This is a genomic window from Variovorax sp. LjRoot84 (genome assembly GCF_964254305.1).
Classification (GTDB): domain Bacteria; phylum Pseudomonadota; class Gammaproteobacteria; order Burkholderiales; family Burkholderiaceae_C; genus Variovorax.
Map to the genome: position 1 here is coordinate 3,625,181 of NZ_CAXUTE020000001.1, position 25,508 is coordinate 3,650,688.

Below are 25,508 nucleotides of genomic sequence, written 5' to 3' on the forward strand. Positions count from 1 at the left end.
GGTTCAGACCCCGTTTTCGTCCCCGGGGACCACGCGTCCGGCCTCGATCGTGATGCGGCGCTCGCACTGCGCGGCGATGCCGCGGTCGTGCGTCACGAGCACGAGCGTGGTGCCGAGCTCGCGGTTGAGGTCGAACATCAGCCGCATCACCTGCTCGCCGGTCGCGAAGTCGAGACTGCCGGTGGGCTCGTCGGCCAGGAGCAGCGCCGGCTGCACGACGAAGGCGCGGGCCAGCGCCACGCGCTGCTGCTCGCCGCCCGAAAGCACCTTGGGATAGTGGCGCAGGCGCTGGCCGAGGCCGACGCGGCCGAGCATCTCGGTGGCGGCCTTGCGTGCGTCGCGGCGGTCGGCCAGTTCGAGCGGCAGCATCACGTTCTCGAGCGCGCTCAGGTTGCCGAGCAGCTGGAAGCTCTGGAACACGAAGCCGACCTTGCGGGCGCGCAGCGCGGCGCGCTCGTCCTCGTCGATCGCGAACAGGTCTTCGCCCGCGAGCCTCACCGTGCCGCGGGTGGGTGTGTCGAGGCCAGCGACGATCGACAGCAGCGTGCTCTTGCCCGAGCCCGAAGCGCCGACGATGGCGGCCGTCTCCCGGGCGCCCAGCGTGAAGTCGATGTCCTGCAGAATGTCCAGCGTGCCGGCGGAGTCGGTGACTGACTTGAAAACATGTTCGACGGCAACAATTGCTTCGGATCGGGTACTGGACATTGAAAGGTTTCGCGTGGTGAATCGACGTCACTTTATCTTGACCGGTGCGCTCGCCGGCAGTGCGGGGTCATGGCTCCATGCCCAGGCCCAGCCAGCGGCCGGCAAGAAGCCCGTGATTCTCGTTGTCGGCGACTCGCTTTCCGCCGAATACGGCCTCAAGCGCGGCGAGGGCTGGGTCCCGCTGCTGGAGAAGCGGCTGGCCGAACAGAAGATCGCCGCTACCGTGATCAATGCCAGCATCAGCGGCGACACCACGGCCGGCGGCCGCGCCCGGCTGGCGGGCCTGCTCGCGCAGCACAAGCCGACGCACATGGTGCTGGAATTGGGCGCCAACGACGCGCTGCGCGGCCTGCCGCTCGCCAGCACCGAAGACAACCTGACGCAGATGACCAAGGCGGCGCAGGCCGCCGGCGCGCAGGTGCTGATCGTCGGCATCCAGGTGCCTCCCAACTACGGCCGTGATTACACGCGGCGCTTCGACGCGGTCTTTACCAAGGTGGCGGGCAGCACCAAGTCGCCGCTGGTGCCCTTTCTGCTGAAGGGCGTGGCGGACGGCCCCGACGCGGCGGGCCTGTTCCAGGCTGACCGCATCCATCCGACGGCCGCGGCCCAGCCGCGCATGCTGGACAACGTGTGGCCGGCGTTGCGCAAGCTGCTCGCCGGCATGTGACCCGAAAAGGAAAAAGCCGCCGCAGGCCCTGCCCGCGGCGGCTTTTTCGTGGGTACCGTGAATCCGGGTCGAACGGATCAGCCGTTCTTGGTCGGCAGATTCGGAATGGTGGGCGGATCGTGCTCCAGCGAGGCCACATCGGTTTCCGGATCGCCCTGGGCCAGGCCTTCGCTGCTCGGGCTGAGCTTGCGGGCGGCCTTTTCCCGCAGCTTGTCTTCCTTCTTCTTTTTCTTGGCCAACTCCTTCTGGCGCTTCTCGTAGCCGTAATTGGGTGTTGCCACTGCTTCTCCTTGAGGCGAGGCAGTCACGATGACTGCACGTGTCCGACTGTACGCGATAACCGGCGCGCTTCAGAGGGCCGCGAGGGCCTGTTCGAGGTCGGCGCGCAGGTCGTCAACGTCCTCCAGCCCGACTGAAAAGCGCACCAGCGTGCCCTTGTGCGGCCAGCGCGCAACGCTGGCATCGCGCATGAGGCCGATGTCGTAGGGCACGACCAGGCTGATCGGCCCGCCCCAGGAATAACCAAGCCGAAAAAGTTTCAGGCTGTCACAGAAACGATCGACCTGCTCGGCGCTGTAGCGGGCATCGAACACCACCGAGAACAGGCCGGCCGCGAGGTCGCTCGCGCCGCACAGCCGCAGCCAGTGCGCATGGCCCGGCGAGCCCTCGAGCGCCGGATGCAGCACCTGCGCGATCTCTGCACGGCCGTCGAGCCACATGGCGAGTTCGCGCGCGCTGCGGTCGTGCGCCTGGTAGCGCAGCGCGATGCTCGGCAGCGAACGCAGCAGCGTCTCGACATCGCCGACGCCGATGCCCAAGCCCATGCGCATGTGGCTCAACTTGAGCGCGCGGTGCAGCCGCTCGTCGCGGGTGATGACGCTGCCCATCAGCAAGTCGCCGCCGCCGCTGGGGTACTTGGTGAGCGCCTGGACCGAGATGTCGACGCCCTGCCCGCTGCCGTTGAAATCGAAGGGCGCAAAGGCGAGACCGGCGCCCCAGGTGTTGTCGAGCGCCGTGATCACGCCGCGCGCGCGGCAGGCGCCCACGAGCGCCGGCAGGTCCGGGAATTCCATCGTGACCGAACCCGCGGCCTCGACCCAGACCAGCCTGGTGCGGTCCGACAGCTTGGCCGCGAGGTCGGCCGGATTCATCGCGTCATACAGCCTGTGGGTGATGCCGAAGTTGGCCAGCTCGCCGTTGCACAGCGCCTTGTTCGGGCCGTAGGCGTTGTCGGGGATCAGCACCTCGTCGCCGGTTTTCAGGAAGGCAAAGGCCACCAGCGCGATGGCTGCCAGCCCGCTGGGCGCGAGCAGGCATTCGGTGCCGCCTTCCAGCGTGGCGAGCCGCTCCTCGAGCGTGAAGGTGGTCGGCGTGCCGTGCAGGCCGTAGGTGTAGCCGGCCTTGGTCTTCCAGTCGCGCGCGCGCATCGCAGCGACGTCGGCGAAGAACACGGTGGAAGCCTTGAACACGCCGGGCTGGGGCGCGGCGAATTTCGCGGGCGGGGTGTAGGGATGGTGGATCAGGTCGGTGATGGGCTTTCGCATGCCGCCATGCTAGTCGACGCGAAAAGCCGGGTGCCGGACAATGGCCCGATGCTGCTGACGCGCGCTCCCGCCTCCTGGCTGCGGCCTTACGTCCGATCGATGTGGGCGATGGTGCCTGCCGCCACGGTGTCGAACACGCCGCTGCGCGAACACGTGCTGCCGACCGGCGACATGCACCTGGTGTTCCGGCTCTCCGGCCCGCCGCTGCGGCTGTTCGCCGATGCCGAGGACCGCACTGGTTACACGGTGGGCTATGCGATCGTGGGCGGCGCGCGTTCGGCCTTCTACGCGCGCGACGTGTCGGTCGCGACGCATTCTGTGGGTGCGCAGCTGCGGCCCGGCGCGGCCCGCGCGCTGTTCGGCCTGCCCGCTCATGAACTGGCCGAACGCCACACGCCGCTCGATGCGCTCTGGGGCACAGCGGCCGCGCATGCCCTCGAACGCATTCATGCGGCCGGCGCCCTCGAAGCGCAACTGGAAGTCTTCGAGGCCCTGCTGACCGAGCGCCTGCGGTCCCGCCCGCAAGCCATGCACCCCGCCATCGCGCAGGCCCTGGCCCGGCTCGGCGGCGGCGCGCCCATCGGCGAACTGGTAGCAGCCAGCGGCTACAGCCACCGGCGTTTCATCTCGCTGTTCCGGGACGCTGCCGGGCTCCCGCCCAAGCGCCTGGAACGGGTGCTGCGCTTCCAGTGCGTGATGGCCGCATGGACCGGCGCGCGCACCCTGCCCTGGGTCGACCTCGCCCTGCAGGCCGGCTACAGTGACCAGCCCCATTTCAACCGCGACTTCCTTGAGATCACCGGCATGACGCCGCAGGCCTATGCCCGAGCCGCGCCCGCTTCGCCGAATCACGTGCGGGCCTGAGGTCAATTTCCTTCAAGACGGGCAGCGTGCGGCATGCGCAGAATCGCGACCAGACCCCACAGGAGACTCCGATGGCCACCCACGAACTGTTTGCCTACCTCTGCGTGAACGACACCGCGGCGGCGATCGCCTACTACGGCGAGGTGTTCGGCGCGCGCGAGAAGTTCAGGCTGACCGAGCCCGGCGGCCGCATCGGCCATGCCGAGCTCGACTTCGACGGCGCGACGCTGATGCTCAGCGACGAGTTTCCGGAGTACGGCATCCTTGGCGCCAAGGCGATCGGCGCCACCGCCGTCACCATCCACCTGCACGTGGACGATGCAGACGCCGTGATCGAGCGCGCGCTGAAGGCCGGCGCCACGCTCGAGATCCCGATACAGGACCAGTTCTACGGCGAGCGCTCCGGCTCGTTCCGCGATCCCTTCGGACATCGCTGGAACGTCGGCCACAGCATCGAGGAGGTATCGACCGACGAGATGCAGCGGCGCTACACCGCGATGCTGAAAGCGGACTGAGCCCTTAGACGGACCACTTCTCCAGCAGCTTTTCCGCGCCCATCGAGTCATAGCCTTCGAAAGGCTGATGGATCCATGGGTTGGTCTGCAGGAACTCGACCGAATAGTCCGGCGTGAAGGTCGACAAGGCCTTGGTCCAGATCACGGCGCTGCGCAGCTCGGTGATCGGCGGGTACTTGGTCCTGAGCATGTCCACCACGGCATGCAGCGTGTAGCCCGAGTCGGCGAGGTCGTCGACCAAGAGCACCTTGCCGGCGATCTCGCCCTTGGGCGTGGTGATGTAGCGCGCGATGTCCAGGTGGCCCTGGATCGTGCCGGCATCGGCGCGGTAGGAGCTGGTGGACATGATCGCCAGCGGCTTGTCGAAGATGCGCGACAGCACATCGCCCGGCCGCATGCCGCCGCGCGCCAGGCACAGGATGGTGTCGAACTCCCAGCCGGACTGGTGCACCTTGATCGCGAGCTTCTCGATCAGGTTGTGGTACTCGTCGTAGCTCACGTAAAGGTGTTTGCCGTCTTCGGTCAACATGCGCTCTTCTCCATCATTGCTTCGGTAGGGGTCTCGATGTCTTCGCGGGAAACACCGCGCAATCGGCTTTGCCAGCCCGCTGGTGTTGCCCCCTGCAAGAGGGTTGGCGGAGCGACACGAAGTGCGCGCAGCCTGGGGGTGTGCGTCATTCAGTCGGCGAGATAGGGGTGGCGCATCATGATCGTGTGATCGCGGTCCGGGCTGGTCGACACCATGTGAATCGGCACGCCCGTGACCTGCTCGATGCGCTGCAGGTAGAGCCTCGCGTTGACCGGCAGCTTGTCGTACTGGGTGATACCCACCGTGCTCTCGCTCCAACCCTCGAGCTTCTCGTAGACCGGCGTGCAGCGCTCGATTTCGTCGGCGCCCATCGGCAGGATGTCGGTGTACTCGCCGTCGAGCTGGTAGCCGGTGCACAGCTGCAACTCCTCGAGGCCGTCGAGCACGTCGAGCTTGGTGATGCACAGGCCGCTCAGGCCGTTGACCTGCGCCGAGCGCTTGAGCAGCGCCGCGTCGAACCAGCCGCAGCGGCGGCTTCGGCCGGTGGTCACGCCCTTCTCGGCGCCGACCGTGCTCAGGTGGTAGCCGACGGTGCCCGGCGTCGCCCAGTCGAGCTCGGTCGGGAAGGGCCCGCCGCCGACGCGCGTGCAGTAGGCCTTGGTGATCCCGAGCACGTAGTGCAGCATGCCCGGACCGACGCCCGAGCCGGCGGCCGCATTGCCCGCCACGCAGTTGCTGGAGGTCACATAGGGATAGGTGCCGTGGTCGACGTCGAGCAAGGTGCCCTGCGCTCCTTCGAACAGCAGGTTGGCGCCGGCGCGGTGCGCGTCGTTGAGCTCGCGCGAGACGTCGGCCATCATGGGCTTGAGCAGCTCGGCATGGCGCATCGCCTCGTCGTAGACGGCATCGAACTCGATCGCGGGCGCGCTCAGCACTTGCGTCAGCACGTGGTTGTGCAGGTCGAGCAGCACGCGCAGCTTGGCGGCGAAGCGCTCGGGATGCTTCAGGTCCTGCACGCGCAGCGCGCGGCGCGCGATCTTGTCCTCGTAGGCCGGGCCGATGCCGCGGCCGGTGGTGCCGATCTTCTCGACGCCGCCCTTCTCGCGGTAGGTCTCGCGCGCGATGTCGAGCGCCGCATGGAAAGGCAGGATCAGCGGGCAGGCTTCGCTGATGCGCAGGCGCGATCGCACCTCGACGCCGGCCTTTTCCAGCCCTTCGATCTCCTCGAACAGCTTGGCCGCCGAGAGCACCACGCCGTTGCCGATGTAGCACTTGACGCCGGGGCGCATGATGCCGCTCGGGATCAGGTGCAGCGCGGTCTTGACGCCGTTGATGACCAGCGTGTGGCCCGCGTTGTGGCCGCCCTGGAAGCGCACGACGCCCTGCGCGCTCTCGGTCAGCCAGTCGACCAGTTTGCCCTTGCCCTCGTCGCCCCATTGGGTGCCGACGACGACCACGTTTCGTCCGGTGGTAACGCTCATGATGTTCCGCTTAAGAAGATTCAGATGGCTTGCACGCGCCACTGCCCGTCGCGCTCGACGAGCTCGCGGTCGCAGTGGAATTCGTCGATTTCGCTTTCGTGGCCGGGCAGCACGCAGACCACGGTCTCGCCCTGGCTGCGCAGTTCGGCGATGGTCTTGCCGAGGCCCGCGGCATCGCTCCAGGGCGCGCGGATCGCGGCCCGCAGCGGCCGCGCCGGCAGCACGCCGACCAGCTCGCGCACGTCGAGGCTGAAGCCGACCGCCGGGCGGTTGCGGCCGAACACGGCGCCCACCTCGTCGTAGCGGCCGCCGCGCACCAGCGCGTCGCTGGCGCCGTCGGTGTAGATGCCGAAGCGCATGCCGCTGTAGTAGGCGTAGCCGCGCAGGTCGGCCAGGTCGAAGCTGACGCGGGCGCCGTCGAGCCGGCTCGCCAGCTGCTTCAGGTCCGACAGCGCTGCGCGCACGCCGGCCGAGGCCGGGAGCACGCGATCTGCCTCGTCGAGTACCGCGGCATCGCCGTAGAGCTGCACGAGCGCGAGCAGACCTTCGCGCGACGCTGCGGGAAAGCCCTCCGTGAGTTCGCGCAGGGTGCTCGTGTCCTTGGCCGCCAGTGCCGCATGCACGCGCGCGATGGCCGCCGCATCGACCGGCACGCCGGCGAACAGCGCGCGCACGATGCGCGCATCGGCCAGGTCGACGATGACCGGGCCCTGCACGCCGGCTGCGTGCAGGCAATCGAGCCCGAGGCGCAGGACCTCGGTATCGGCTTCGAGCCCCGCATGGCCGTAGATCTCGGCGCCGAACTGGAGCGGCTCGCGCGTCGCGTGCGGGCGGTCGGGCCGGGTGTGCACCACCGGGCCGCAGTAGCAGAGCCGCGCCACGCCGCGGCGGTTGAGCAGGTGCGCGTCGATGCGCGCGACCTGCGGCGTGGTGTCGGCGCGCAGGCCCATGCTGCGCCCGGACAGCTGGTCGACCAGCTTGAAGGTCTGCAGGTCGAGCGCCTCTCCGGTGCCGGAAAGAAGGGATTCCAGGTGCTCCAGCAGAGGCGGCATCACCAGCTCGTAGCCATAGCCACGGGCGGTATCGAGCAGCTGGCGTCGAAGTTCTTCGATGTGGCGCGCCTCGGAAGGCAGCACATCGGCAATGTGATCCGGGAGGACCCAGGCGGACATGGGGATCGGGGGCGTGGTTAAACCGGGATTCTACCGGCCCCGGGTCACCCCAGAATCCAGAGCAGGAAGAGGCCCAGCAGGATGCTGCACAGGCCGAAGAAGCGCAGCTGCCCGTCGCGCAGCTGCAAGAGCTGGCTGAAGCCGCGCCGCCAGCTGCCCGGCGAAAAGAAGGGCAGGAGGCCTTCGATCACCAGCACGAGCGCCAGTGCGCTCCAGAAGGTTTCTGCGCTCACGCCTAGGTCGCCGCCAGGCCGCCCCAAGGCGGCCGAGCCTCCCCCTCGGGGGGTGGCGAAGCACACGAAGTGGCAAGCCGGGGGGCAGTCACGGTTATCGACGAGGAGCAGCCGCGGCCGCGCCCGACCCCTGCATCGCGCGGAAGAAGTCCGACGAAGGGTCCAGCACCATCACGTCGCTCTTCTTGTTGAAGCTCTGCTTGTAGGCGTCCAGGCTGCGATAGAACTGTGCGAACTGCGGATCGCGGCCGAAGGCGCCGGCGTAGGCAGATGCCGCGCTGGCATCGCCCTCGCCCTTGATCTTCTGCGCGTCGCGGTACGCATTGGCCACGATCACCTCGCGCTGGCGGTCGGCATCGGCACGGATCTTTTCGCCTTCAGCGAAGCCGGTCGAGCGCAGCTCGTTGGCCACGCGCTTGCGCTCGGCCTCCATGCGGCGGTAGACCGATTCGGTGATCGCCTCGACGTAGTCGACCCGCGTGATCCGCACGTCGATGATGTCCACGCCCCAGGGCTTGGCGCCCTTCACCACGGCCAGCACTTCGCGCTGGACGTCGGCCATCAGGGCCTCGCGGCGCACCGAGATCAGGTCGCGCACGGTGCGCTTGTTGACGTTTTCCTGGAAGGCGTTGCGCACCACGCGGTTGAGCTGCATGGCGCCAGCGTTCTCGTCCAGGCCGACGTTGCGGATGTACTCCGAGGGGTTGGTGATGCGCCAGCGCACGTACCAGTCGACCACCACGCGCTGCTTCTCCGCCGTGAGCATGGGCTCGGGGTCGAGGCTGGACAGCGTGAGCAGGCGCTTGTCGATGTACGACACGTTCTGGAACGGCGGCGGCAGCTTGAAGTTCAGGCCCGGCTCGGTGATCACTTCCTTGATCTGACCAAGGGCGTAGACGATGCCGAACTGGCGCTGGTCGACCACGAAGAGCGTGGAGCTCAGGAGCGCGAGCACCACGAGGATCGACGATGCGATGAATCCGATTCTGTTCATGAGTGTTTCCTCAGCGCACGTCGCGGTCACGCGAGCGGCCGTCGCGCGCACGCGCGTCGCCGGATGAAGGCGGTACGACCGGAATCACGGACGACTGCGGCGGCGCGGTGCCGGCGACGTTGGGACTGGCGCCGTCGACCGGAGTGCCGGCGGCGCTCTGGCCGCTCATCTGCACCAGCTTGTCGAGCGGCAGGTACAGCAGGTTCGAACCCTGCTTGGAGTCGACCAGCACCTTGGTGGTGCTGGCGTAGATCTGCTGCATGGCGTCGGTGTACATGCGGTCGCGGGTGACCTGCGGCGCCTTCTGGTATTCGGTCAGCACCGAGGCGAAGCGCTGGGCATCGCCCTGTGCCTGCGCGATGATCCGCGCCTTGTAGGCCTCGGATTCCTCCTTCAGGCGCGAAGCGGTACCGGTGGCACGCGGCACCACGTCGTTGGCATAGGCCTGCGCTTCGTTCTTGGTGCGTTCGCGTTCCTGCCCGGCCTTGAGCACGTCGTCGAAGGAGGCCTGCACCTGCTCCGGCGGGCGCACGCCGCCCTGCTGCAGGTTGATGCCGACGACCTCGACGCCGACCTTGTAGCGGTCCAGGATGGTCTGCATCAGGGCGCGCACGCGCGGCGCGATCTGGTCGCGTTCCTCGGCGAGGGCCGCGTCCATCTTCATCTTGCCGACCACTTCGCGCACCGCCGTTTCGGCGACCTGCACCACGGTGTCGGCCGGTGTCTTGCTCTCGTAGAGATAGGCGCGCGCATCGCTCAGGCGGTACTGCACGGCGAACTTGATCTCGACGATGTTCTCGTCTTCGGTCAGCATGGCCGATTCGCGCAGGCCGGTGGAACGCACGATGGTGTCGCGCCCCACGTCGGTGGAGCGGATCTGGGTCACGACCACGAGCTCGTGGCGCTGGATCGGGTAAGGCAGCCGCCAGTTGAAGCCGGCGCCCACGGTTGCCTTGTAGCGGCCGAACTGCGTGATCACGGCCTGCTGGCCTTCGTTGACGATGAAGAAGCCGGTGCCCAGCCAGATCAGCACGGCCACCGCGGCGACCAGGCCCAGGCCGACGCCCGCATTCTTCATGTCGGGCTTGAGGCCACCGCCGTTGCCGCCGTTCGGGCGCCCGCCGTTGCCATTGCCGCGGCCGCCGAACAGGCCGCCGAGCTTGCGGTTGAAGTCGCGCCAGAGTTCGTCGAGGTCCGGCGGCCCCTGGTTCGGGCCCTGGCCGCGCGGGCGATTGTTGTTGCCGGGCGGAGGCGTCGGCTCGTCGTCGGGGCGGTTCGCATTCGGACGGTCGCCATTCGAGGAGGGCTCATCGCCCCGGCCCCATCGTCCGTCGTTCAGGTTGAACATGCCCTGAAATCGTCTCCACACTGGCTTTGCATTCATTCGGTTCTGTTCTCTCGTCAGTGAGGGGGGATTGTGCCAATCAGTTGGCGGCATCGTGCAATTCGGTGTCGTACTCTGGGGTCATGGCCTCGTTCATCGACTGCGACCGTTGCGCGAGTTCGGCGCGGAGCGCCGGAACCCCCTCGCCGGTGTGGGCGCTCAGGAAGACGCGAAGCATCTGCACGCCATCGACGTCGATCTCGTCGCGCAGATGCAGGGGGTGTTGCGTACTTTCAAGTGCGTCGAGCTTGTTGAACACCAGGAGCTGCGGCACCGTGTCGGCGCCGATTTCCTTGAGCACTGCCTGCACCTCGGCCATCTGCTCGGGATGGTGGGGGTTGGAAGCGTCCACCACATGCAGCAGCAAGTCAGCATCGACCGCCTCCTGCAAGGTGGCCTTGAAGGCATCGATCAGGCCGTGAGGCAGCTCGCGAATGAAACCCACGGTGTCGGAGATCGACACCTTGCGGCGAGCATCGCCCAGGTACAGGTGCCGCGTGGTGGTATCCAGCGTCGCGAACAGCTGGTCGGCCGCATAGGCGCGCGCCTTCACCAGCGCATTGAACAGCGAGGACTTGCCGGCGTTGGTGTAGCCGACCAGCGAGATGTTGAAGGTGTCGCGCCGCTCGCGCTGGCGGCGCTGGGTGCCACGCTGGCGATGCACCTTGGCGAGTCGTTCGCGCGTGCGCTTGATGGACTCGCCGATCATCCGGCGGTCGAGTTCGATCTGCGTTTCGCCCGGGCCGCCGCGCGTGCCGATGCCGCCGCGCTGGCGCTCCAGGTGAGACCAGCGCCGCACCAGCCGCGTGCTGAGATACTGCAGCCGCGCCAGTTCTACCTGCAACTTGCCCTCGTGCGAACGTGCGCGCTGGGCGAAGATTTCGAGGATCAGGAAAGTGCGGTCGTACACCGCCACCCCGAGCTGGCGCTCGAGGTTGCGCTGCTGCGCCGGGCTCAGCGCCTGGTCGAAGACCACTTCGCTCGCGCGATGCAGATCGGCCAGCTCGCGGATTTCGTCGGCCTTGCCGCTACCGACGAACAGCGCCGCATCGGGCGCCTTGCGTTTGCACACCAGGCGCGCGACCGGCTCGAGGCCTGCGGTCTGCGCGAGCAGGCCGAGTTCCTCGAGTTCGCCGTCGAAATGGGGCAACCCGAAATCGACACCGACGAGTACGACGGCGCCCTCTTCCCGGGAAATCAGTTCAGACAAGCGGAATCAAATTGGAAGAAAGCGCGGCGGGCGAGCCGCCGCGCTCCGTGCCGATCAGGCGGCTGCTTCGTCGTTCTCGGCAGCCGAGAAGTTGACGGCCCGACCCGGCACGATGGTGGAGATGGCGTGCTTGTAGACCATCTGGGTCACCGTATTGCGAAGCAACACGACGTACTGGTCAAACGACTCGATCTGACCTTGCAGCTTGATGCCGTTGACCAGATAAATCGAAACCGGCACGTGCTCGCGACGCAAGGTGTTCAGGAAGGGGTCTTGTAGGAGTTGCCCTTTATTGCTCACGATATTCTCCGTGTTCAAGAGTAGTTGTTGGAACCGGTCACCTTACCACAGCACTTCCGCACTGCAGCACGAAACCCGAATAGCCTTCCAAAAATAACGGCACCTAAAAGCGGGAACTTCGGGCGCCGGCATCGCTCAACGGTGGTCAATGGAGGCCAAGCGCCCCATCCGGGGGGCACGGGGTCTTCAGCCCTCCTTGTCTGCGTACGGATTGTGCGAGGTCTTGAGCTCGATGCGCAAGGGCGTGCCGACAAGGTCGAATTCCTTGCGGAAGCGCCCCTCGAGAAAGCGCTTGTAGGCGTCGGTGACGTGTTCCAGCGAGTTGCCGTGGATGACGATCACCGGCGGGTTCATGCCGCCCTGGTGGGCGTAGCGCAGCTTGGGCCGGAACATGCCGGACTTCTTGGGCGCCTGGAACTGCACCGCCTCCATCAGCAGCCGCGTGAGCACCGGCGTGGACATCTTGCGGGTGGCCGACTTGTGAGCCTGGGCGATGGCCTGCCAGACCGGCCCCAGCCCCTGGCGCTTGATGGCGGAAATGAAGTGCAGCGCGGCGAACTTGAGGAAGGGCAGCCGGGTCTCGATCTGGCGCTGGATCTGCTCGCGCTGGTAGCTATCGATCGCGTCCCACTTGTTGATCGCGATCACCACCGCGCGCCCGCTTTCGAGGATGTAGCCCGCGATATGGGCGTCCTGATCGGTCACGCCCTGCGTGGCGTCGAGCAGCAGCAGGACCACGTTGGCCGATTCGATCGCCTGCAGGGTCTTGACCACCGAGAACTTCTCGATCGCCTCGAACACCCTGCCCTTGCGGCGCAGTCCCGCGGTGTCGATCAGCTCGAAACGCTGGCCGTTGCGCTCGAAGGGCACGGCGATCGCGTCGCGCGTGGTGCCGGGCAGGTCGAAGGCGACCAGGCGCTCCTCGCCGAGCCAGGTGTTGATCAGGGTCGACTTGCCGACGTTGGGGCGGCCCGCGACCGCCAGCTTGATCGGCTTGTTGTTGGCCTCTTCCTCTTCGGCCTCCTCGTCGGGATCGGGCAGCCCGAGCGGCTCGAGCGCGAGTTCGACCAGGCTGCGGATGCCTTGCCCGTGCGCCGCCGAGATGCCGTGCACCTCGCCGAAGCCGAGTTCGTAGAAGTCGACCAGCTTCGCGCCATCCTGCATGCCTTCGGCCTTGTTGGCCACCAGCACGCAGGGCTTGCCCAGCCGGCGCAGTTCATTGGCGATGTCGTGGTCCTGCGCCGAGATTCCCTCGCGCGCATCGACCACGAAGATCACCACGTCGGCCTCGGCCACGGCCTGGCGCGTCTGCTTGGCCATCTCCTTGAAGATGCCGCTGCCCGCGTCGGGCTCGAAGCCGCCGGTGTCGATCACGATGAACTCGTGCTTGCCCTGGCGGCCGTTGCCGTAGTGGCGATCGCGCGTGAGGCCTGCTAAGTCGGCGACGATGGCGTCGCGCGTCTGGGTGAGGCGATTGAACAGCGTCGACTTGCCGACGTTGGGACGCCCGACCAGCGCAATGACCGGTTTCATGGTCGGGCTCTCGATCGATTATTCAGGCCGATAGCCGAACACGCCGCCATTGCGGGTGACGACCACGACCGTGTTGCCGGAAAGCACCGGCGTCGCGGCGATGGCCGAGCCATCGGGGGTGAGGCGGTTCAGCGGCGCGCCGTCCTCGCGCGAGATCAGATGCACGAGGCCGGTGCTGTCGCCGATGACCAGCGAGCGGCCGACCGCGAGCGGCGCGGTCAGGGTGCGGTACTTGAAACTCTCGATCTGCCAGGCGCGCTCGCCGTCGGCGCGGCGCCAGGCCACCACATTGCCGTTTTCCTCGGTGCCGTAGACGAAGCGGTCGTCGCCGCTCACGCCGTCCGCGCCCGTGGCGGGCTTGCTCCAGAGCAGCGCGCCGCGCGAGGTGTCCACACAGCCGACGCTCGCATAGTAGGCGCGCGCGCAGACGACATCGCCGACACGGCTCACGCTGCCGGTCAGGTCGACCAGGCGCTCGACGTCGTTCGTGCCGCGCGGTGCGGCGATCGGCGATTCCCAGCGCGAAATGCCGTTGGCCGGATTGATGCCGGCGAGCCGGCCGCCGATACCGCTCACCAGGGTGTCGCCCACGGCGATCAGCACCCCGGGCCTCTTCAGCACCAGGTTTTCGGCGGTGCGCTGCTGTGCCCAAAGGCGACGACCGCTCTGGCCATCCCAGGCGCTGGTGCTGCGGTCGGCAGCCTGCACGAAGACGCGACGGCCGGCCACCAGCGGCGCGGTGTACGCCTGGGCCGTGAGCCGCTGCTTCCACAGCACCTTGCCGCTTTGCATGGCGACCAAGTCGTTGTTGGCGGTGACGACGGCAACCAGCGATCCATCGCTGCCCACGCCGGCCACCAGCGGCGCACCGGCACTGGCACGCCACGATTCCTGCCCCGAACGCGCATCGATCATGACCACCGTGCCGTCGGTGGCGGCCACCGCCACCATGTCGCCGCTCACGTTGGTCGCCAGCGGGAAGCTCACCGCCGGAATGCGCACGCTCCAGGCCTGGCGAACGCCCAGGAGTGCCGGGTTGGCCGACAGTTCCGCGGGCTTGGGCCTGGGCGTGCCCGAGCAGGCCGCGAGCGCGGCGACCACGACCGCGGCCGCACCAGCGCGCAGGATGAATGCAGGAGTCACGAAACGCTTGAAATTCATGGTGTGGTCTTGGCAGGGGTGGCGGTGCCGGCAGCGGCCGGTGCCAGGCTCTTCGGGTCGACGCCGACGGCGTTGAGCTTGATCTCGACCAGGCGGCGGTAGTCGGTGCCGGGCGCGAAGGCGGTCCAGGCCTTCTGGTACTCGGCCTTGGCCTCGTCGCGCTTGCCCTGCGCCAGGTGGATGTCGCCCTTGCGGTCGGCCACCAGCGCTTCGAACTCCTTGGGAACGTTGCCCGAAAGTTGTTTGAGCGCCTCGTCGTAGGACTTGGCTTCGAGCAGTTCGGCGGCCAGGCGCAGCTTGGCGACGGCCTGGTAGCCCGGATCGACGGCATGCTCGGCCACCCACGCGAGCGCTGTGCGCGAGGCGTCGGCATTGCCCTTCTCGTTCAAGGTCTTGGCCGCCAGCAGGCCGGCCTGCTGGGCGTAGGCGGTGCCGGCGAACTTCTCCTTCATGTCGGCCAGCGCGCGCTCGATGCGAGCCACGTCGCCTGCCTGCGCGCTGCGTTCGATCTCGTCATAGAGCACCGAAGCGCGCGCCGCCTTGTCGCGTTGGAAATACTGCCAGCCGTTCCACGCCATGAAGGCGCCGGCCGCCAGCAGCACGAACCAGGTGATCAGCGTGCCGTAGGTGTTCCAGAAATGCCGGAGCTGGTCGAGCTGTTCCTGTTCTTCGAGGTCGAGATGGGTTGCCATGCGCTGTCAGTTGTTGGGAGCCGGGGATTGTAGGGTGGCGGCCCAGGCGGGCAGCTCGGCCAGCGGGCGGGCGATCTGCGCCCCGCTGCCGTCGCGCAGCGCCTTGACCGTGACCTCGCCGCGCGCGAGTTCGTCGGCGCCGAAGACCAGTGCGTGCGCGGCGCCGCTGGCGTCGGCCTTCTTGAACTGCGACTTGAAGCTGCCGAGGCCGTCGGCGGTGGCCGCGTGCATCTGCACGCGCACGCCGGCATCGCGCAGTTGCTGCAGCGTGCGCAGCGCGACCGGCATCGCCGCCGCATCCGGCACCACCGCATAGGCATCGGGGGTCGAAACGGGAACCGCGGTCCCCTGCTCCTTCAGCAACTCGAGCACACGCTCCACGCCGATCGCCCAGCCCACCGCCGGCGCGGGCTTGCCGCCGAGCTGCTCGAACAGGCCGTCATAGCGCCCGCCAGCGCACACCGTCCCCTGCGAGCCGAGCCGGTCGGTCACGAATTCGAAGACGCTGAGGTTGTAATAGTCGAGGCCGCGCACCAGGCGCGGGTTGATGGTGTAGGCGATGTCGTTGGCGTCGAGAATGGCCTTCAGCCCCTCGAAGTGCGCCAGCGACTCGGCGCCGAGAAAGTCGATCAGCTTCGGCGCCGACTCCACCACCGCCTTCATCGCCGGATTCTTGGTGTCTAGGATGCGCAGCGGATTGCTGTGCAGGCGGCGCCTGGCATCCTCGTCGAGCTGGTCGGCGTGCGCGTCGAAGTGCGCGATGAGCTGGGCACGGTGCTGGGCGCGCTCGGCCGGCTGGCCCAGGCTGTTGATTTCCAGGCGCACGTCGGTCAGGCCGATGGCCTTCCACAGCCCGCTGGCCAACAGGATCAGTTCGGCATCGACGTCCGGCCCGGCGAAACCCAGCGCCTCGACGTCGATCTGGTGGAACTGGCGGAAGCGCCCGCGCTGCGGCTTCTCGCGCCGGAACATCTGGCCGATGGCCCACAGGCGCTTGCCGCCGTCGTAGAGCATGTTGTGCTCGATCGCGGCGCGTACGATGCCGGCGGTGTTCTCGGGGCGCAGCGTCAGGTGGTCGTTGTCGCCGTACTTGTCCGAGCGGTCGTGGAAGGAGTACATCTCCTTCTCGACGATGTCCGTGACCTCGCCGATGCCGCGCACGAAGAGCGCCGTGTGCTCCAGGATCGGCGTGCGGACGTTGCGGTAGGCATAGCGCGCCATCAGCTCGCGCACGGTGGCCTCGAGCCACTCCCAGCGCGCCGATTCGGGCGGCAATATGTCGTTCATGCCTTTGACGGCATTGAGTTTTTCAGCCATTGCTTGTGTCAGGCGACTTCGGTGGCGTGGCCGCCGAAACGCTTCTCGATGTAGTTTTCGACCAGTTGATGGAACTCGGCGGCGATGTTCTCGCCGCGCAGCGTGAGCGCCTTCTCGCCGTCGATGAAAACCGGCGCCGCGGGCGCTTCGCCGGTGCCGGGCAGGCTGATGCCGATGTCGGCATGCTTGCTCTCGCCCGGGCCGTTGACGATGCAGCCCATCACGGCCACCTTCATCGTCTCGACGCCCGGGTACTTGGTGCGCCAGACCGGCATCTGCATGCGCAGGTAGTCGTCGATCTCTTTGGCGAGTTCCTGGAAGGTGGTGCTGGTCGTGCGGCCGCAGCCCGGACAGGCGGTGACGCTCGGCACGAACACCCGCAGGCCCAGGGCCTGCAGGATCTCGTTGGCGATCAGCACCTCCTGCGTGCGCGATTCGCCCGGCTGCGGCGTCAGCGAGACGCGGATCGTGTCGCCGATGCCTTCCTGCAGCAGGATCGACAGCGCCGTGGCCGAAGCCACCGTGCCCTTGGTGCCCATGCCCGCTTCGGTCAGGCCCAGGTGCAGCGCGTAGTCGCCGCGCTTGGCGAGTTCGCGGTAGACCGAGACCAGATCCTGCACGCCGCTGACCTTGCAGCTCAGGATGACCTGGCTGCCGTTCATGCCCATCGATTCGGCGAGCTGCGCGGAATCGATCGCCGAAGTCACCAAGGCCTCGTACATCACCTGCTTCGCGTCCCACGGCTCTGGGCGCTGGCTGTTGATGTCCATCAGGCTGGACAGCAGTTCCTGGTCGAGGCTGCCCCAGTTGACGCCGATGCGCACCGGCTTGTTCCAGCGCATGGCCGCATCGATCATCTGGCCGAACTGGCGGTCGTGCTTGTCGCCCTTGCCGACGTTGCCGGGGTTGATGCGGTACTTGCTGAGCGCCTCGGCACAGGCCGGATAGTCGGTGAGCAGGCGGTGGCCGTTGTAATGGAAGTCGCCGATCAGCGGCACGTCGACGCCCATGCGATCGAGCTGTTCGCGGATATAGGGCACCTGCGCCGCCGCTTCCGGCGTGTTGACGGTGATGCGCACCATCTCCGAGCCGGCCAGCGCCAGTTCCTTGACCTGGATCGCGGTGCCGATCGCGTCGACGGTGTCGGTATTGGTCATCGACTGCACGCGCACCGGGGCGTCGCCGCCCACGGTGACGGTGCGCGGCCCCCAGACCACGCTGGCCTGGCGCGAACGGCGCGGCCGCGGCGCAGCGGACTCGATCGGCAGGCAGCTCAGGGGGCTCGACGTGTCGTCGTTCATGGCTTGACCTCGAAACGCGCGACGCCGCCCGAACGCGTCAGGGGCGCCAGGTCGAAAGCCTTGCCGCGCACTTGCACCTCGATACCCGAGGCACGACCGACGACCACCGACAGGGGTGGCGCGCCCGTCACCCCGACGGTCTCGCCGGCCTGCACCGTGCGCCGCAGCAAGGACTTGCCGTTGGCTTCGTTCACCGTGACCCACGAGTCTTCGCGCGCGACGAAGACGATCAGGCTGGCACCGGCCACGGCAGGCGCTGCTGCCGCCGTCTGGGCCGCAGGTGCCGCGGGAGCCGCTGCCGGCGGGATGATGGGCGCTGCAGGAGCCGCAGCGGCAGCGACTGGTGCCGCGGGTGGTACCGCGGGTGGTACCGCCTCGACGACCGTGCCGCTGACCACTGCCGACCGTTCCGTCGACGGCGACGCCTCGATGTTGTTGCTGGCGGCCGTCAGGCGAGAGATCGACTCGCCGATCCGATCGAAGACCGACTGCGGCAGCCAGAACAGCACCGCGGCGCCGATCAGCAGCAGCAGGACCACGATCAGCAGCGCGCGCGACGGTTGCCCGTTCGAACCGCCGACGCCGCCCGAGCGCGGCGCGGCCGAGCGCAGGCTCTTGCTGATGGTGCGGTCGGCCTCCGCCAGGCCCGCGGGCTGCGCGCCGGGCAGCTTCGCCAGCACAGGAGCCGGGTCGATCCGCAGCGCCCGGCACACGCTCGCGGCCAGGGCACGCGCGAACACTGGATCGGGCAAGGCGTCGATGTCGTCGGCCTCCAGTGCCGCCAGCTTCTGCGTCGACACCTTGAGCGCGGCCGCCACCATGTCGATGTGCAGACCGTGGGCCTCGCGCGCCTCGCGCAGCATGTCGCCGGCCGTCATGAAGGTGCTGTCGCCGCTCACCAGCGGCACCGCGGCCGAAGCCCCGAATTCGCTGGCCTTCTCAATCATTGAAATTCCCGCGCTCGTACGCAATCGCCTCCCGCGACTGGGGGAAGCGCCGCTGCAACTGGCTCGCGAGTTGCGTGATCGCTTCACGGTTGTTGAGCCGGCGTTCTATCTTGATGCCGAGCCAGAGCGTCTCGGCATTGGCCGACGGACTGTTGTTGACGCGGCGGATGTAGAACTGCGCGCGCGACCAGTCCTCGCGCTGCGCGAGCAGCGAGGCCAGATTGAAGCCGACCACCGGGTTGCCGGCATCGAGTTCGTAGGCCTGCGTCAGGCTGCGCTCTGCCTCGGCACGCTGGCCGGCGCGGAGCTGGCACACGCCCTGCGTCATGAGCGTCTTGGAACGGTCGCCGTAGGCGGGGATGGCCAACGCGGCCGAGAACTGCTGCTGCGCGTCGCCGAAGCGGTTCTGCTGGCACAGCAGCCATCCGTAGTTGTGCAAGGTGTTCGCCTCGCGCGGGTTCAGCGCGATCGCGCGGCGGAAGCTGTCTTCGGCCTGAGGCGCATCGTCGAGACGCATGTAGACCAGGCCGCGCAGGTTGTAGGCATCGGCGAAGGTCGGATCGTTGGCCAGGGCCTGCTTGATCTCGTCCAGCGCCACGGTGGTCTGCCCCTGCTCGAAGTAGCCGATGGCCAGTTCGACGCGCAGCCGGGCGCGCTTGCGGGCGTTGGTTTCGTCCGAGTCCGTGATGATGGGTGCGGCATTGCTGCTGCCCGTGCCCGGCGCGGAAGGGTCCTTGGTGGCGCAGCCGGCGAGCAGGAACGCGGCCGCAAGGCCGAAGAGCGCTTGCATCACTCGCTGGTGCACGATCGGAAAGGCCTGGCTCATCGGTTCATGGCTCCTGGGCAGTGGAAGTGGCGGCCTTCTTGCGGGCCGGGTGCAGCACGACGGTGCGCCGCTGCGCCATGCGCTCGGCCGCATGGGTCCGGTCTTTCACGTCGCCCGCCAGCTGGCCGCAGGCCGCATCGATGTCGTCGCCGCGCGTCTTGCGCACGGTGGTCACGATGCCGGCTTCGCTCAGCACCTTGGCGAAGGCCAGCACGCGCGGCTGCGGCGAACGCAGCAGGCCGGACGCCGGGAAAGGATTGAAAGGAATCAGGTTGAACTTGCAGGAGATCCTCTGCGAGCGCACCAGATCGACCAGTTGGCGCGCATGCTCGGGCTGGTCGTTCACGCCGTCGAGCATGCAGTACTCGAAGGTGATGAAGTCGCGCGGCGCGTGCGCGAGGTAGCGCTGGCAGGCCTCGAGCAGTTCGGCGATCGGGTACTTGCGGTTGAGCGGCACCAGGTCGTCGCGCAGCGCGTCGTTGGGCGCATGCAGCGACACCGCGAGCGCCACCGGGCAGTCGGCGCCGAGCCGATCGATCATCGGCACCACGCCCGAGGTCGACACCGTCACGCGGCGGCGCGACAGGCCATAGGCGTTGTCGTCGAGCATGGTGCGCAGGGCCGGCACCAGCGCCGCATAGTTCTGCAGCGGCTCGCCCATGCCCATCATCACGACGTTGGAGATCACGCGCCCTTCCTGATCGGGAGTGCGCTTCAGGTGCTTGCGCAGGAAATGTTCGGCGAACCACAGCTGGGCGACGATCTCGCCCGTCGTCAGGTTGCGGCTGAAGCCCTGGTGCCCGGTCGAGCAGAAACGGCAGCCGACGGCGCAGCCGGCCTGCGAAGAGACGCACAGCGTGCCGCGGTCGTCCTCCGGAATGAACACGGCCTCGACCGCATTGCCGTCGCCGACGTCGAACAGCCACTTGATGGTGCCGTCGGCCGATTCGTGCTGCGTGATCATCGGCAGCGCCTCGACGCGCGCGCTGCCCGCGAGCTTCTCGCGCAGCGACTTCGCAAGGTCGGTCATGTGCGCGAAATCGCTCGCGCCGCGCTGGTGGATCCAGCGGAACAGCTGGGTGGCGCGGAAGCGCTTCTCGCCGAGCTTTTCGCAGAACGCAGCCAGCCCCTCGAGATCGAAATCGAGCAGGTTGGCCGTGGTCATTGCGTGGGAAGGCTCCGCCTCAGCGTGCCTTGAGCTCGGGGAAGAAGAAACCGATTTCGACCTTCGCGGTGTCGACGGCGTCGGAGCCGTGCACGGCGTTGGCATCGATGCTGTCCGCGAAGTCGGCGCGGATCGTGCCCGGGGCTGCCTTCTTGGGATCGGTCGCGCCCATCAGGTCGCGGTTCTTGATGATGGCGTCCTCGCCCTCCAGTGCCTGCACGAACACGGGGCCGGAGATCATGAACTCGACCAGATCCTTGAAGAAGGAACGCTCCTTGTGCACCGCGTAGAACTGCTCGGCGTCGGCGCGCGACAGATGCACCAGCTTGGCCGCCACGATCTTGAGGCCGGCAGCCTCGAAGCGGGAGACGATCTTGCCGATGACGTTCTTCGCCACGGCGTCGGGCTTGATGATGGAGAGGGTGCGTTCGATGGCCATTGAGTTGCTTTCCTGAGAGCTTGGATTTCGATGAGTTCTGTCAAGCCGCAACGCTTCGGTTGCACTGCCTTGACAAAGCCTCTGATTTTAACCGGCGCGCTCGACACCACCCGTGACGGGCCAGTGAAAGACCGCGACCGATGCGCGATTTCAGCGGCCGCGGCGGCGCCCGCCGCCCTGCCCGCCGAAATTGCCCCCGCCCCCGCCGGGCGGGCCGCCGCGTCGCGGGCCGGAACGCTGTTCCTTGCGCTGGCGCGAGAAGCTGTCGGCCCCGATATAGCCGAGCGAAGTCTTCATCGGATCGGGCTGGTTGGCGCCGCTCGGCGGACGATCCTCGCCGCGGTTGCCGCCCTGTCGGTCGTCGCGGCGGTTGCGGCGGCCCTGCTGCGGCGGACCGCCATTGCCGCCTCTCCGATTCCGGTCGTCCCGCGCCGCCGGACCGCTGCCCAGCGGATTCGGGATCGGCGGCTCGCGGCCTTCGGCCTGCGCGCCGCCGCCGTTGTTGCGATTGCCGCGGCGCTTGCGGTTGCGGTTGTTGCGGCCGCCGCCCTCCTGGCCCGGTCCCTTCGGGCCGCCGCCCGCGCGTCCCGGCCGTTCGCCGGCACCGCCGGCTGCCTGGAACAGCGCGCGGATGTCACGCTCGTCGAGCTCCATCCAGGCGCCGCGCTTGAGGCCGCGCGGCAGCACCATCGCACCGTAGCGGATGCGGATCAGGCGGCTGACCGCGTGGCCGACCGATTCGAACAGGCGACGCACTTCGCGGTTGCGGCCTTCGGAAATGGTGACGCGGTACCAGCAGTTCGAGCCTTCGCCGCCGCCCTCTTCGATGGTGCCGAAGTGGGCCATGCCGTCGTCGAGCCGCACGCCTTCGAGCAGGCGCTGTTTTTCCTCGCTGCTGAGGGCGCCCAGCACACGGACCGCGTACTCGCGCTCCAGCCCGAAGCGCGGGTGCATGAGCTGGTTGGCCAGTTCGCCCGAGCTGGTGAAAAGCAGGAGGCCTTCGGTATTCAGGTCGAGGCGACCGACCGATTGCCACTTGCCCTGCTGGAGGCGCGGCAGCTTGCGGAACACCGTCGGACGGTTCTGCGGATCGTCGTGCGTGACGACTTCGCCGACCGGCTTGTGGTAGGCGATCACGCGCGCCGGCGGCGGCGCGATGCGGTAGCGGATCGGCTTGCCGTTGATCTTGACCTGGTCGCCGAACTGGATGCGCTGGCCGATGTGGGCCGGCTCGTTGTTGACGGAGATGCGGCCCTGCAGGATGAGCTGCTCCATCTCGAGCCGCGAGCCGAGGCCGGCCTGCGCCAGCACCTTGTGCAGCTTGGGCGAATCGGCTTCAGGCAGCAGCACGCGCTTGAGCGGCGGGACCTCGGGGCTTTCCTCGTCGGCATCGAACTGGCCCGAGATGACATCGGCAAAACGGATCGGCTCGGGCGGCGGGGCATTGCGCTGCTCGCGCTCGGCGGCGCGGCGAGCCCGGTCGAGGTCGTCTTCCTCCTCGTCCGGCTCTTCCTCGTCGTCCAGGTCGTCCTCGGCCACGTTCTGCGCTTCACCGGCCGCCGGCGGGGTGAATTCGGCCGCTTCCACCGCCATCTCGACGGGGGCCTGGCCAGCGGGCTTGCGCCGGCGCGGCCGCCGCTTGCGAGGCGCCTCCGCCTCGCCTGCGCCTTCGGGGGTCGGCTCGGTCACGCCGTCCGCGGGCTGTGCGGGGGTCGCCGCCGCACGATCTTCGGAAACAGGTTCGGCCGGCAGCGTCGCTGCATCATCGGGATCGGATGGGCTCATGGTCGGGTTCCGGAGGAGACGACGGTGATGTCAACCTCATCGGGCTCGGCATCGGGCTCGATGGGGGACGAGGACTGGAGTTCGGGCTCGGGCTCGGGCTCGGGCAAGGTTTCGGCAACCGCCTCGGTTTCGGCCTCGCTCACGGCCTCTGCGGTCTCGACGGAAGACTCGTCGATCGGCAAGGCCGGCTGGTCGCCGCCGGACGCCTGTTCGAGCGCGTCGATCAAGGCACCCTGCTGCGCCGGCGATTCGATGACCGGCAATTGATCCAGCGAAGCCAGGCCCAGGTCGTCGAGAAACTGGCGCGTGGTCGCATAGAGCGCCGGCCGGCCGACCGTCTCGCGATGCCCGATCACCTCGACCCAGTTGCGGTCTTCGAGCTGCTTCAGGATCAGCGAGTTGATGGTGACGCCGCGGATGTCTTCCATGTCGCCGCGCGTGACCGGCTGGCGGTAGGCAATGATTGCCAGCGTTTCGAGCGCGGCGCGGGTATAGCGCGGCGGCTTTTCCGGGTGCAGGCGATCGAGATGGTCGCGCAGTTCGGGACGGCTCTGGAAGCGCCAGCCGGTGGCGACGCTCACGAGCTCCAGGCCGCGTTGCGACCAGTCTTCCTGCAGTTCGAGCAACAACGACTTGATCGTGTCGGCGCCCAGTTCGTCGTCGAACAGCACGCGCAGTTCGCGCACCGGCAAGGGCTGCGTCGAACAGATCAAGGCGGTTTCGAGAATGCGCTTGGCATCCGCCGTATTCATGGTTCGCGGTATCCGGGAAAAAGGCGCCACGAAGGACGCTTGATTTCAGAAGGATGAAGAGGCGCTGCCGGCCCGCAGGCGCTTTGCAGCAAGGCCGGCATCGGGTGGCCGGCGCGGCCCTCGGGGCCGTCAGGCACGATTGTAATCCAGCCCCCAGGCCTGCAAAGCCTGCACCAGATCGGGCGGGGGCGGCGCGCGAAACTCCATCGGCTGATGCGTGACCGGATGCACGAACGCGAGCCTGAAGGCGTGCAGCGCCTGCCGTGCGAGGCCGGCCGCGGCAGCGCCGCCGTAGAGCGTGTCGCCGACCAGCGGATGGCCGATCGAAGCCATGTGCACGCGGATCTGGTGCGTGCGCCCGGTCTCCAGGGTGCAGCGCACGGCACAGCCCTGCTCGTTGCTGTCCAGCGCTTCGATCAGCGTGCGCGCGGGCTTGCCCGAATGCCGCTGCAGATCGACCGCCGCCATGCGCAGCCGGTTGCGCGGGTCGCGCCCGATCGCGGCGTCCACGTGGCGCGCAGCGGCGCCCTGCCAGCTGCGATGCGCGAGCGCGAGGTATTGGCGCGTGACCTCGCGTGCCGCAATCAGCGCCACCAGCGCATCCATCGCGCAACGGCTGCGCGCGACCACCATCAGGCCGCTGGTGTCGCGGTCGAGCCGGTGCACGATGCCGGCGCGCGGCAGCAGCGCGGCCCGCGGGTCCAGGGCCAGCAGGCCATTGAGCAGCGTGCCGCTCCAGTTGCCGGGCGCCGGATGGACCACGAGACCGGCCGGCTTGTCGATGACGCGCAGGTGTTCGTCCTCGTGCAGCACGGTGATCGGCATCGGTTCGGGCCGGAAAGCCTGGCTCTGCGGCGTGGGCCGCAGCTCGATGCGCCCGGCAGCGCCCGCATGCACCGTGGTCGAAGCCTTGGTGAGCACGCGCCCCTGGATCGCCACCATGCCGGCTTCGATCAGTTGCTGCAGGTAGCTGCGCGAAAACTCGGGCACCAGCGCGGCCAGCGCACGGTCGAGCCGCTGCCCATGCTCGTCCTGGCCGAACAGAAAGTTGCGAATCTCGCTCGGCTCGGACAGCTCCGCGCCCTCGTCGTGCTCGACCGCGCCTGGGGATTCGTCCAGGGGGTCGGCCGATATAATTGACGGCACCTGTTTCACGAAAGCCTTATGTGATGTTTCGCGCCAAATTATCGGTTGTCCCCGGCTGGCTGGCTCTTTGCGCGGCCGCGTGGCTCGTGGCCGGCTGCTCGTCGACCACCGTCGATCGGACCGCGAACTGGAGTCCCAACCGCATCTACTCCGAAGCCAAGGAAGAAGCCAGCTCCGGCGCCTACGACAAGGCCGTGCCGCTGTTCGAGAAGCTCGAAGGCCGCGCCGCCGGCACGCCGCTCGCGCAGCAAGCACAGCTGGACAAGGCCTATGCGCAGTACAAGGCCGGCGAAAGGCCCGCGGCCATCGCGACCCTCGATCGCTTCATCAAGCTGCACCCGGCCAGCCCCGCCCTCGACTACGCAATCTACCTTAAGGGCGTGATCAACTTCAACGACGACCTCGGCCTGTTCGCGTGGATGACGCGGCAGGACCTGTCCGAACGCGACCAGAAGGCGGCCAAGGAGTCCTTCGAGGCGTTCAAGGAACTGATCACCCGCTTCCCGGAATCGCGCTACACGCCCGATGCGCGCCTGCGCATGAACTACATCGTCAACTCGCTGGCCCAGTACGAAGTGCATGTGGCGCGCTACTACTACACGCGCGGCGCCTACCTGGCGGCCATCAACCGCGCCCAGCTGGCCCTGGCCGACTACCGCGAAGTGCCGGCGCTCGAAGAGGCGCTGTACATCATGGTCCAGTCCTACGACGCGCTCGGCCTGACCGACCTGCGCGACGACGCCAAGCGCGTGCTGACCAGCAACTACCCGAAGAGCGAATACCTGACGCGCGGCTTCAGGGCCAAGGACGACCCCTGGTGGAAGCTCTGGTAACGACTCCAAC

The 25,508-nt window shown here is 67.9% G+C and carries 27 protein-coding genes; 4 read left to right on the forward strand and 23 right to left on the reverse strand.

Annotated features, from left to right (window positions below; genetic code table 11):
- Nucleotides 1–3: 3 nt before the first annotated feature.
- Entirely contained in the window at nt 4–705 is a 702-nt protein-coding gene (locus ACSQ9I_RS18065) for an ABC transporter ATP-binding protein (RefSeq protein ID WP_436304470.1), read from the reverse strand.
- A 16-nt stretch (nt 706–721) separates the two neighbouring features.
- Between ACSQ9I_RS18065 and ACSQ9I_RS18070 the strand changes: the two genes are divergently transcribed.
- Entirely contained in the window at nt 722–1,375 is a 654-nt protein-coding gene (locus ACSQ9I_RS18070; RefSeq protein ID WP_436313982.1) for an arylesterase, read from the forward strand.
- 77 nt (nt 1,376–1,452) lie between these two features.
- On the opposite strand, the gene ACSQ9I_RS18075 is transcribed toward ACSQ9I_RS18070, so the two are convergent.
- The gene (locus tag ACSQ9I_RS18075; protein ID WP_093108061.1) at nt 1,453–1,656 is read right to left on the reverse strand and encodes a hypothetical protein; all 204 of its coding nucleotides are present in this window, start codon (nt 1,654–1,656) and stop codon (nt 1,453–1,455) included.
- A 69-nt stretch (nt 1,657–1,725) separates the two neighbouring features.
- A complete protein-coding gene (locus ACSQ9I_RS18080; protein ID WP_436313983.1) occupies nt 1,726–2,919 on the reverse strand; it encodes a PLP-dependent transferase in 1,194 nt (397 codons plus the stop codon).
- A 48-nt stretch (nt 2,920–2,967) separates the two neighbouring features.
- Here ACSQ9I_RS18080 and ACSQ9I_RS18085 point away from each other — a divergent pair, with 48 nt between their 5' ends.
- Together ACSQ9I_RS18085 and ACSQ9I_RS18090 are read left to right on the forward strand one after the other, a co-directional pair.
- A complete protein-coding gene (locus tag ACSQ9I_RS18085) occupies nt 2,968–3,783 on the forward strand; it encodes a helix-turn-helix domain-containing protein (RefSeq protein WP_436313984.1) in 816 nt (271 codons plus the stop codon).
- Nucleotides 3,784–3,854: 71 nt separating this feature from the next.
- Nucleotides 3,855–4,298 carry a VOC family protein gene (locus ACSQ9I_RS18090; RefSeq protein WP_093108065.1) on the forward strand — a complete coding sequence of 148 codons (444 nt, stop codon included), beginning with the start codon at nt 3,855–3,857 and terminating at the stop codon, nt 4,296–4,298.
- A gap of 4 nt (nt 4,299–4,302) precedes the next feature.
- Here ACSQ9I_RS18090 and ACSQ9I_RS18095 read toward each other — a convergent pair whose 3' ends face one another.
- The 20 genes from ACSQ9I_RS18095 to ACSQ9I_RS18190 all read right to left on the reverse strand — a co-directional run bounded on the left by ACSQ9I_RS18095 (nt 4,303) and on the right by ACSQ9I_RS18190 (nt 24,665).
- A complete protein-coding gene (locus tag ACSQ9I_RS18095; protein ID WP_436304475.1) occupies nt 4,303–4,827 on the reverse strand; it encodes a phosphoribosyltransferase in 525 nt (174 codons plus the stop codon).
- 149 nt (nt 4,828–4,976) lie between these two features.
- Nucleotides 4,977–6,308, reverse strand: a complete 1,332-nt coding sequence (locus ACSQ9I_RS18100) for an adenylosuccinate synthase (RefSeq protein WP_214697900.1) — start codon at nt 6,306–6,308, stop codon at nt 4,977–4,979.
- A gap of 20 nt (nt 6,309–6,328) precedes the next feature.
- Nucleotides 6,329–7,480 carry an ATP phosphoribosyltransferase regulatory subunit gene (locus tag ACSQ9I_RS18105; RefSeq protein WP_436313985.1) on the reverse strand — a complete coding sequence of 384 codons (1,152 nt, stop codon included), beginning with the start codon at nt 7,478–7,480 and terminating at the stop codon, nt 6,329–6,331.
- Between the two features lie 44 nt (nt 7,481–7,524).
- Complete coding sequence (locus ACSQ9I_RS18110) at nt 7,525–7,713, reverse strand: DUF2065 domain-containing protein (RefSeq protein WP_093108272.1); 189 nt, start codon at nt 7,711–7,713, stop codon at nt 7,525–7,527.
- Nucleotides 7,714–7,807: 94 nt separating this feature from the next.
- The gene (gene hflC, locus ACSQ9I_RS18115; protein WP_093108073.1) at nt 7,808–8,707 is read right to left on the reverse strand and encodes a protease modulator HflC; all 900 of its coding nucleotides are present in this window, start codon (nt 8,705–8,707) and stop codon (nt 7,808–7,810) included.
- A gap of 10 nt (nt 8,708–8,717) precedes the next feature.
- Nucleotides 8,718–10,055: an FtsH protease activity modulator HflK gene (gene hflK, locus ACSQ9I_RS18120; protein WP_436304478.1), complete on the reverse strand. Its 1,338-nt coding sequence runs from the start codon at nt 10,053–10,055 to the stop codon at nt 8,718–8,720.
- A 76-nt stretch (nt 10,056–10,131) separates the two neighbouring features.
- A complete protein-coding gene (hflX, locus tag ACSQ9I_RS18125; RefSeq protein WP_436313986.1) occupies nt 10,132–11,301 on the reverse strand; it encodes a GTPase HflX in 1,170 nt (389 codons plus the stop codon).
- 54 nt (nt 11,302–11,355) lie between these two features.
- On the reverse strand, nt 11,356–11,601 hold the full coding sequence (gene hfq, locus ACSQ9I_RS18130) for an RNA chaperone Hfq (protein ID WP_093108079.1): 246 nt from the start codon (nt 11,599–11,601) through the stop codon (nt 11,356–11,358).
- A 186-nt stretch (nt 11,602–11,787) separates the two neighbouring features.
- Nucleotides 11,788–13,134, reverse strand: a complete 1,347-nt coding sequence (gene der / locus ACSQ9I_RS18135; RefSeq protein ID WP_436313987.1) for a ribosome biogenesis GTPase Der — start codon at nt 13,132–13,134, stop codon at nt 11,788–11,790.
- A gap of 18 nt (nt 13,135–13,152) precedes the next feature.
- Nucleotides 13,153–14,295: an outer membrane protein assembly factor BamB gene (bamB, locus tag ACSQ9I_RS18140; RefSeq protein ID WP_436304481.1), complete on the reverse strand. Its 1,143-nt coding sequence runs from the start codon at nt 14,293–14,295 to the stop codon at nt 13,153–13,155.
- Nucleotides 14,292–14,987, reverse strand: a complete 696-nt coding sequence (locus ACSQ9I_RS18145) for a YfgM family protein (protein WP_436313988.1) — start codon at nt 14,985–14,987, stop codon at nt 14,292–14,294. Before ACSQ9I_RS18145 ends, bamB begins: the two co-directional genes overlap by 4 nt.
- A 6-nt stretch (nt 14,988–14,993) precedes the next feature.
- The gene (hisS, locus tag ACSQ9I_RS18150) at nt 14,994–16,304 is read right to left on the reverse strand and encodes a histidine--tRNA ligase (RefSeq protein WP_436313989.1); all 1,311 of its coding nucleotides are present in this window, start codon (nt 16,302–16,304) and stop codon (nt 14,994–14,996) included.
- 8 nt (nt 16,305–16,312) lie between these two features.
- Nucleotides 16,313–17,605: a flavodoxin-dependent (E)-4-hydroxy-3-methylbut-2-enyl-diphosphate synthase gene (gene ispG / locus ACSQ9I_RS18155; protein WP_436313990.1), complete on the reverse strand. Its 1,293-nt coding sequence runs from the start codon at nt 17,603–17,605 to the stop codon at nt 16,313–16,315.
- Complete coding sequence (locus ACSQ9I_RS18160; protein WP_436313991.1) at nt 17,602–18,552, reverse strand: helix-turn-helix domain-containing protein; 951 nt, start codon at nt 18,550–18,552, stop codon at nt 17,602–17,604. The genes ispG and ACSQ9I_RS18160 overlap by 4 nt, the downstream gene beginning before the upstream one ends.
- Nucleotides 18,545–19,378: a type IV pilus biogenesis/stability protein PilW gene (pilW, locus tag ACSQ9I_RS18165; RefSeq protein ID WP_436313992.1), complete on the reverse strand. Its 834-nt coding sequence runs from the start codon at nt 19,376–19,378 to the stop codon at nt 18,545–18,547. Before pilW ends, ACSQ9I_RS18160 begins: the two co-directional genes overlap by 8 nt.
- A gap of 4 nt (nt 19,379–19,382) precedes the next feature.
- Nucleotides 19,383–20,543, reverse strand: coding sequence for a 23S rRNA (adenine(2503)-C(2))-methyltransferase RlmN (rlmN, locus tag ACSQ9I_RS18170; protein ID WP_436292748.1), 1,161 nt, complete (start codon nt 20,541–20,543; stop codon nt 19,383–19,385).
- A gap of 19 nt (nt 20,544–20,562) precedes the next feature.
- Nucleotides 20,563–20,982: a nucleoside-diphosphate kinase gene (gene ndk, locus ACSQ9I_RS18175; protein WP_436292747.1), complete on the reverse strand. Its 420-nt coding sequence runs from the start codon at nt 20,980–20,982 to the stop codon at nt 20,563–20,565.
- A 150-nt stretch (nt 20,983–21,132) separates the two neighbouring features.
- On the reverse strand, nt 21,133–22,767 hold the full coding sequence (locus ACSQ9I_RS18180; protein ID WP_436313993.1) for a pseudouridine synthase: 1,635 nt from the start codon (nt 22,765–22,767) through the stop codon (nt 21,133–21,135).
- Nucleotides 22,764–23,519, reverse strand: coding sequence for an SMC-Scp complex subunit ScpB (scpB, locus tag ACSQ9I_RS18185; protein ID WP_436313994.1), 756 nt, complete (start codon nt 23,517–23,519; stop codon nt 22,764–22,766). The genes ACSQ9I_RS18180 and scpB overlap by 4 nt, the downstream gene beginning before the upstream one ends.
- Nucleotides 23,520–23,648: 129 nt before the next feature.
- Nucleotides 23,649–24,665, reverse strand: a complete 1,017-nt coding sequence (locus tag ACSQ9I_RS18190; RefSeq protein ID WP_436306312.1) for an RluA family pseudouridine synthase — start codon at nt 24,663–24,665, stop codon at nt 23,649–23,651.
- A gap of 23 nt (nt 24,666–24,688) precedes the next feature.
- Between ACSQ9I_RS18190 and ACSQ9I_RS18195 the strand changes: the two genes are divergently transcribed.
- The gene (locus tag ACSQ9I_RS18195) at nt 24,689–25,498 is read left to right on the forward strand and encodes an outer membrane protein assembly factor BamD (protein ID WP_436304490.1); all 810 of its coding nucleotides are present in this window, start codon (nt 24,689–24,691) and stop codon (nt 25,496–25,498) included.
- Nucleotides 25,499–25,508 lie beyond the last annotated feature (10 nt).

Bases quoted from the DNA above. Each gene is read 5' to 3' on its own strand.
- ACSQ9I_RS18065 (WP_436304470.1), bottom strand. From the start codon at position 705: ATGTCCAGTACCCGATCCGAAGCAATTGTTGCCGTCGAACATGTTTTC.
- ACSQ9I_RS18080 (WP_436313983.1), bottom strand. From the start codon at position 2,919: ATGCGAAAGCCCATCACCGACCTGATCCACCATCCCTACACCCCGCCC.
- ACSQ9I_RS18085 (WP_436313984.1), top strand. From the start codon at position 2,968: ATGCTGCTGACGCGCGCTCCCGCCTCCTGGCTGCGGCCTTACGTCCGA.
- ACSQ9I_RS18090 (WP_093108065.1), top strand. From the start codon at position 3,855: ATGGCCACCCACGAACTGTTTGCCTACCTCTGCGTGAACGACACCGCG.
- ACSQ9I_RS18095 (WP_436304475.1), bottom strand. From the start codon at position 4,827: ATGTTGACCGAAGACGGCAAACACCTTTACGTGAGCTACGACGAGTAC.
- ACSQ9I_RS18100 (WP_214697900.1), bottom strand. From the start codon at position 6,308: ATGAGCGTTACCACCGGACGAAACGTGGTCGTCGTCGGCACCCAATGG.
- ACSQ9I_RS18105 (WP_436313985.1), bottom strand. From the start codon at position 7,480: ATGTCCGCCTGGGTCCTCCCGGATCACATTGCCGATGTGCTGCCTTCC.
- hflC (WP_093108073.1), bottom strand. From the start codon at position 8,707: ATGAACAGAATCGGATTCATCGCATCGTCGATCCTCGTGGTGCTCGCG.
- hflK (WP_436304478.1), bottom strand. From the start codon at position 10,055: ATGTTCAACCTGAACGACGGACGATGGGGCCGGGGCGATGAGCCCTCC.
- der (WP_436313987.1), bottom strand. From the start codon at position 13,134: ATGAAACCGGTCATTGCGCTGGTCGGGCGTCCCAACGTCGGCAAGTCG.
- bamB (WP_436304481.1), bottom strand. From the start codon at position 14,295: ATGAATTTCAAGCGTTTCGTGACTCCTGCATTCATCCTGCGCGCTGGT.
- ACSQ9I_RS18145 (WP_436313988.1), bottom strand. From the start codon at position 14,987: ATGGCAACCCATCTCGACCTCGAAGAACAGGAACAGCTCGACCAGCTC.
- hisS (WP_436313989.1), bottom strand. From the start codon at position 16,304: ATGGCTGAAAAACTCAATGCCGTCAAAGGCATGAACGACATATTGCCG.
- ispG (WP_436313990.1), bottom strand. From the start codon at position 17,605: ATGAACGACGACACGTCGAGCCCCCTGAGCTGCCTGCCGATCGAGTCC.
- ACSQ9I_RS18160 (WP_436313991.1), bottom strand. From the start codon at position 18,552: ATGATTGAGAAGGCCAGCGAATTCGGGGCTTCGGCCGCGGTGCCGCTG.
- pilW (WP_436313992.1), bottom strand. From the start codon at position 19,378: ATGAGCCAGGCCTTTCCGATCGTGCACCAGCGAGTGATGCAAGCGCTC.
- rlmN (WP_436292748.1), bottom strand. From the start codon at position 20,543: ATGACCACGGCCAACCTGCTCGATTTCGATCTCGAGGGGCTGGCTGCG.
- ndk (WP_436292747.1), bottom strand. From the start codon at position 20,982: ATGGCCATCGAACGCACCCTCTCCATCATCAAGCCCGACGCCGTGGCG.
- ACSQ9I_RS18180 (WP_436313993.1), bottom strand. From the start codon at position 22,767: ATGAGCCCATCCGATCCCGATGATGCAGCGACGCTGCCGGCCGAACCT.
- scpB (WP_436313994.1), bottom strand. From the start codon at position 23,519: ATGAATACGGCGGATGCCAAGCGCATTCTCGAAACCGCCTTGATCTGT.
- ACSQ9I_RS18195 (WP_436304490.1), top strand. From the start codon at position 24,689: ATGTTTCGCGCCAAATTATCGGTTGTCCCCGGCTGGCTGGCTCTTTGC.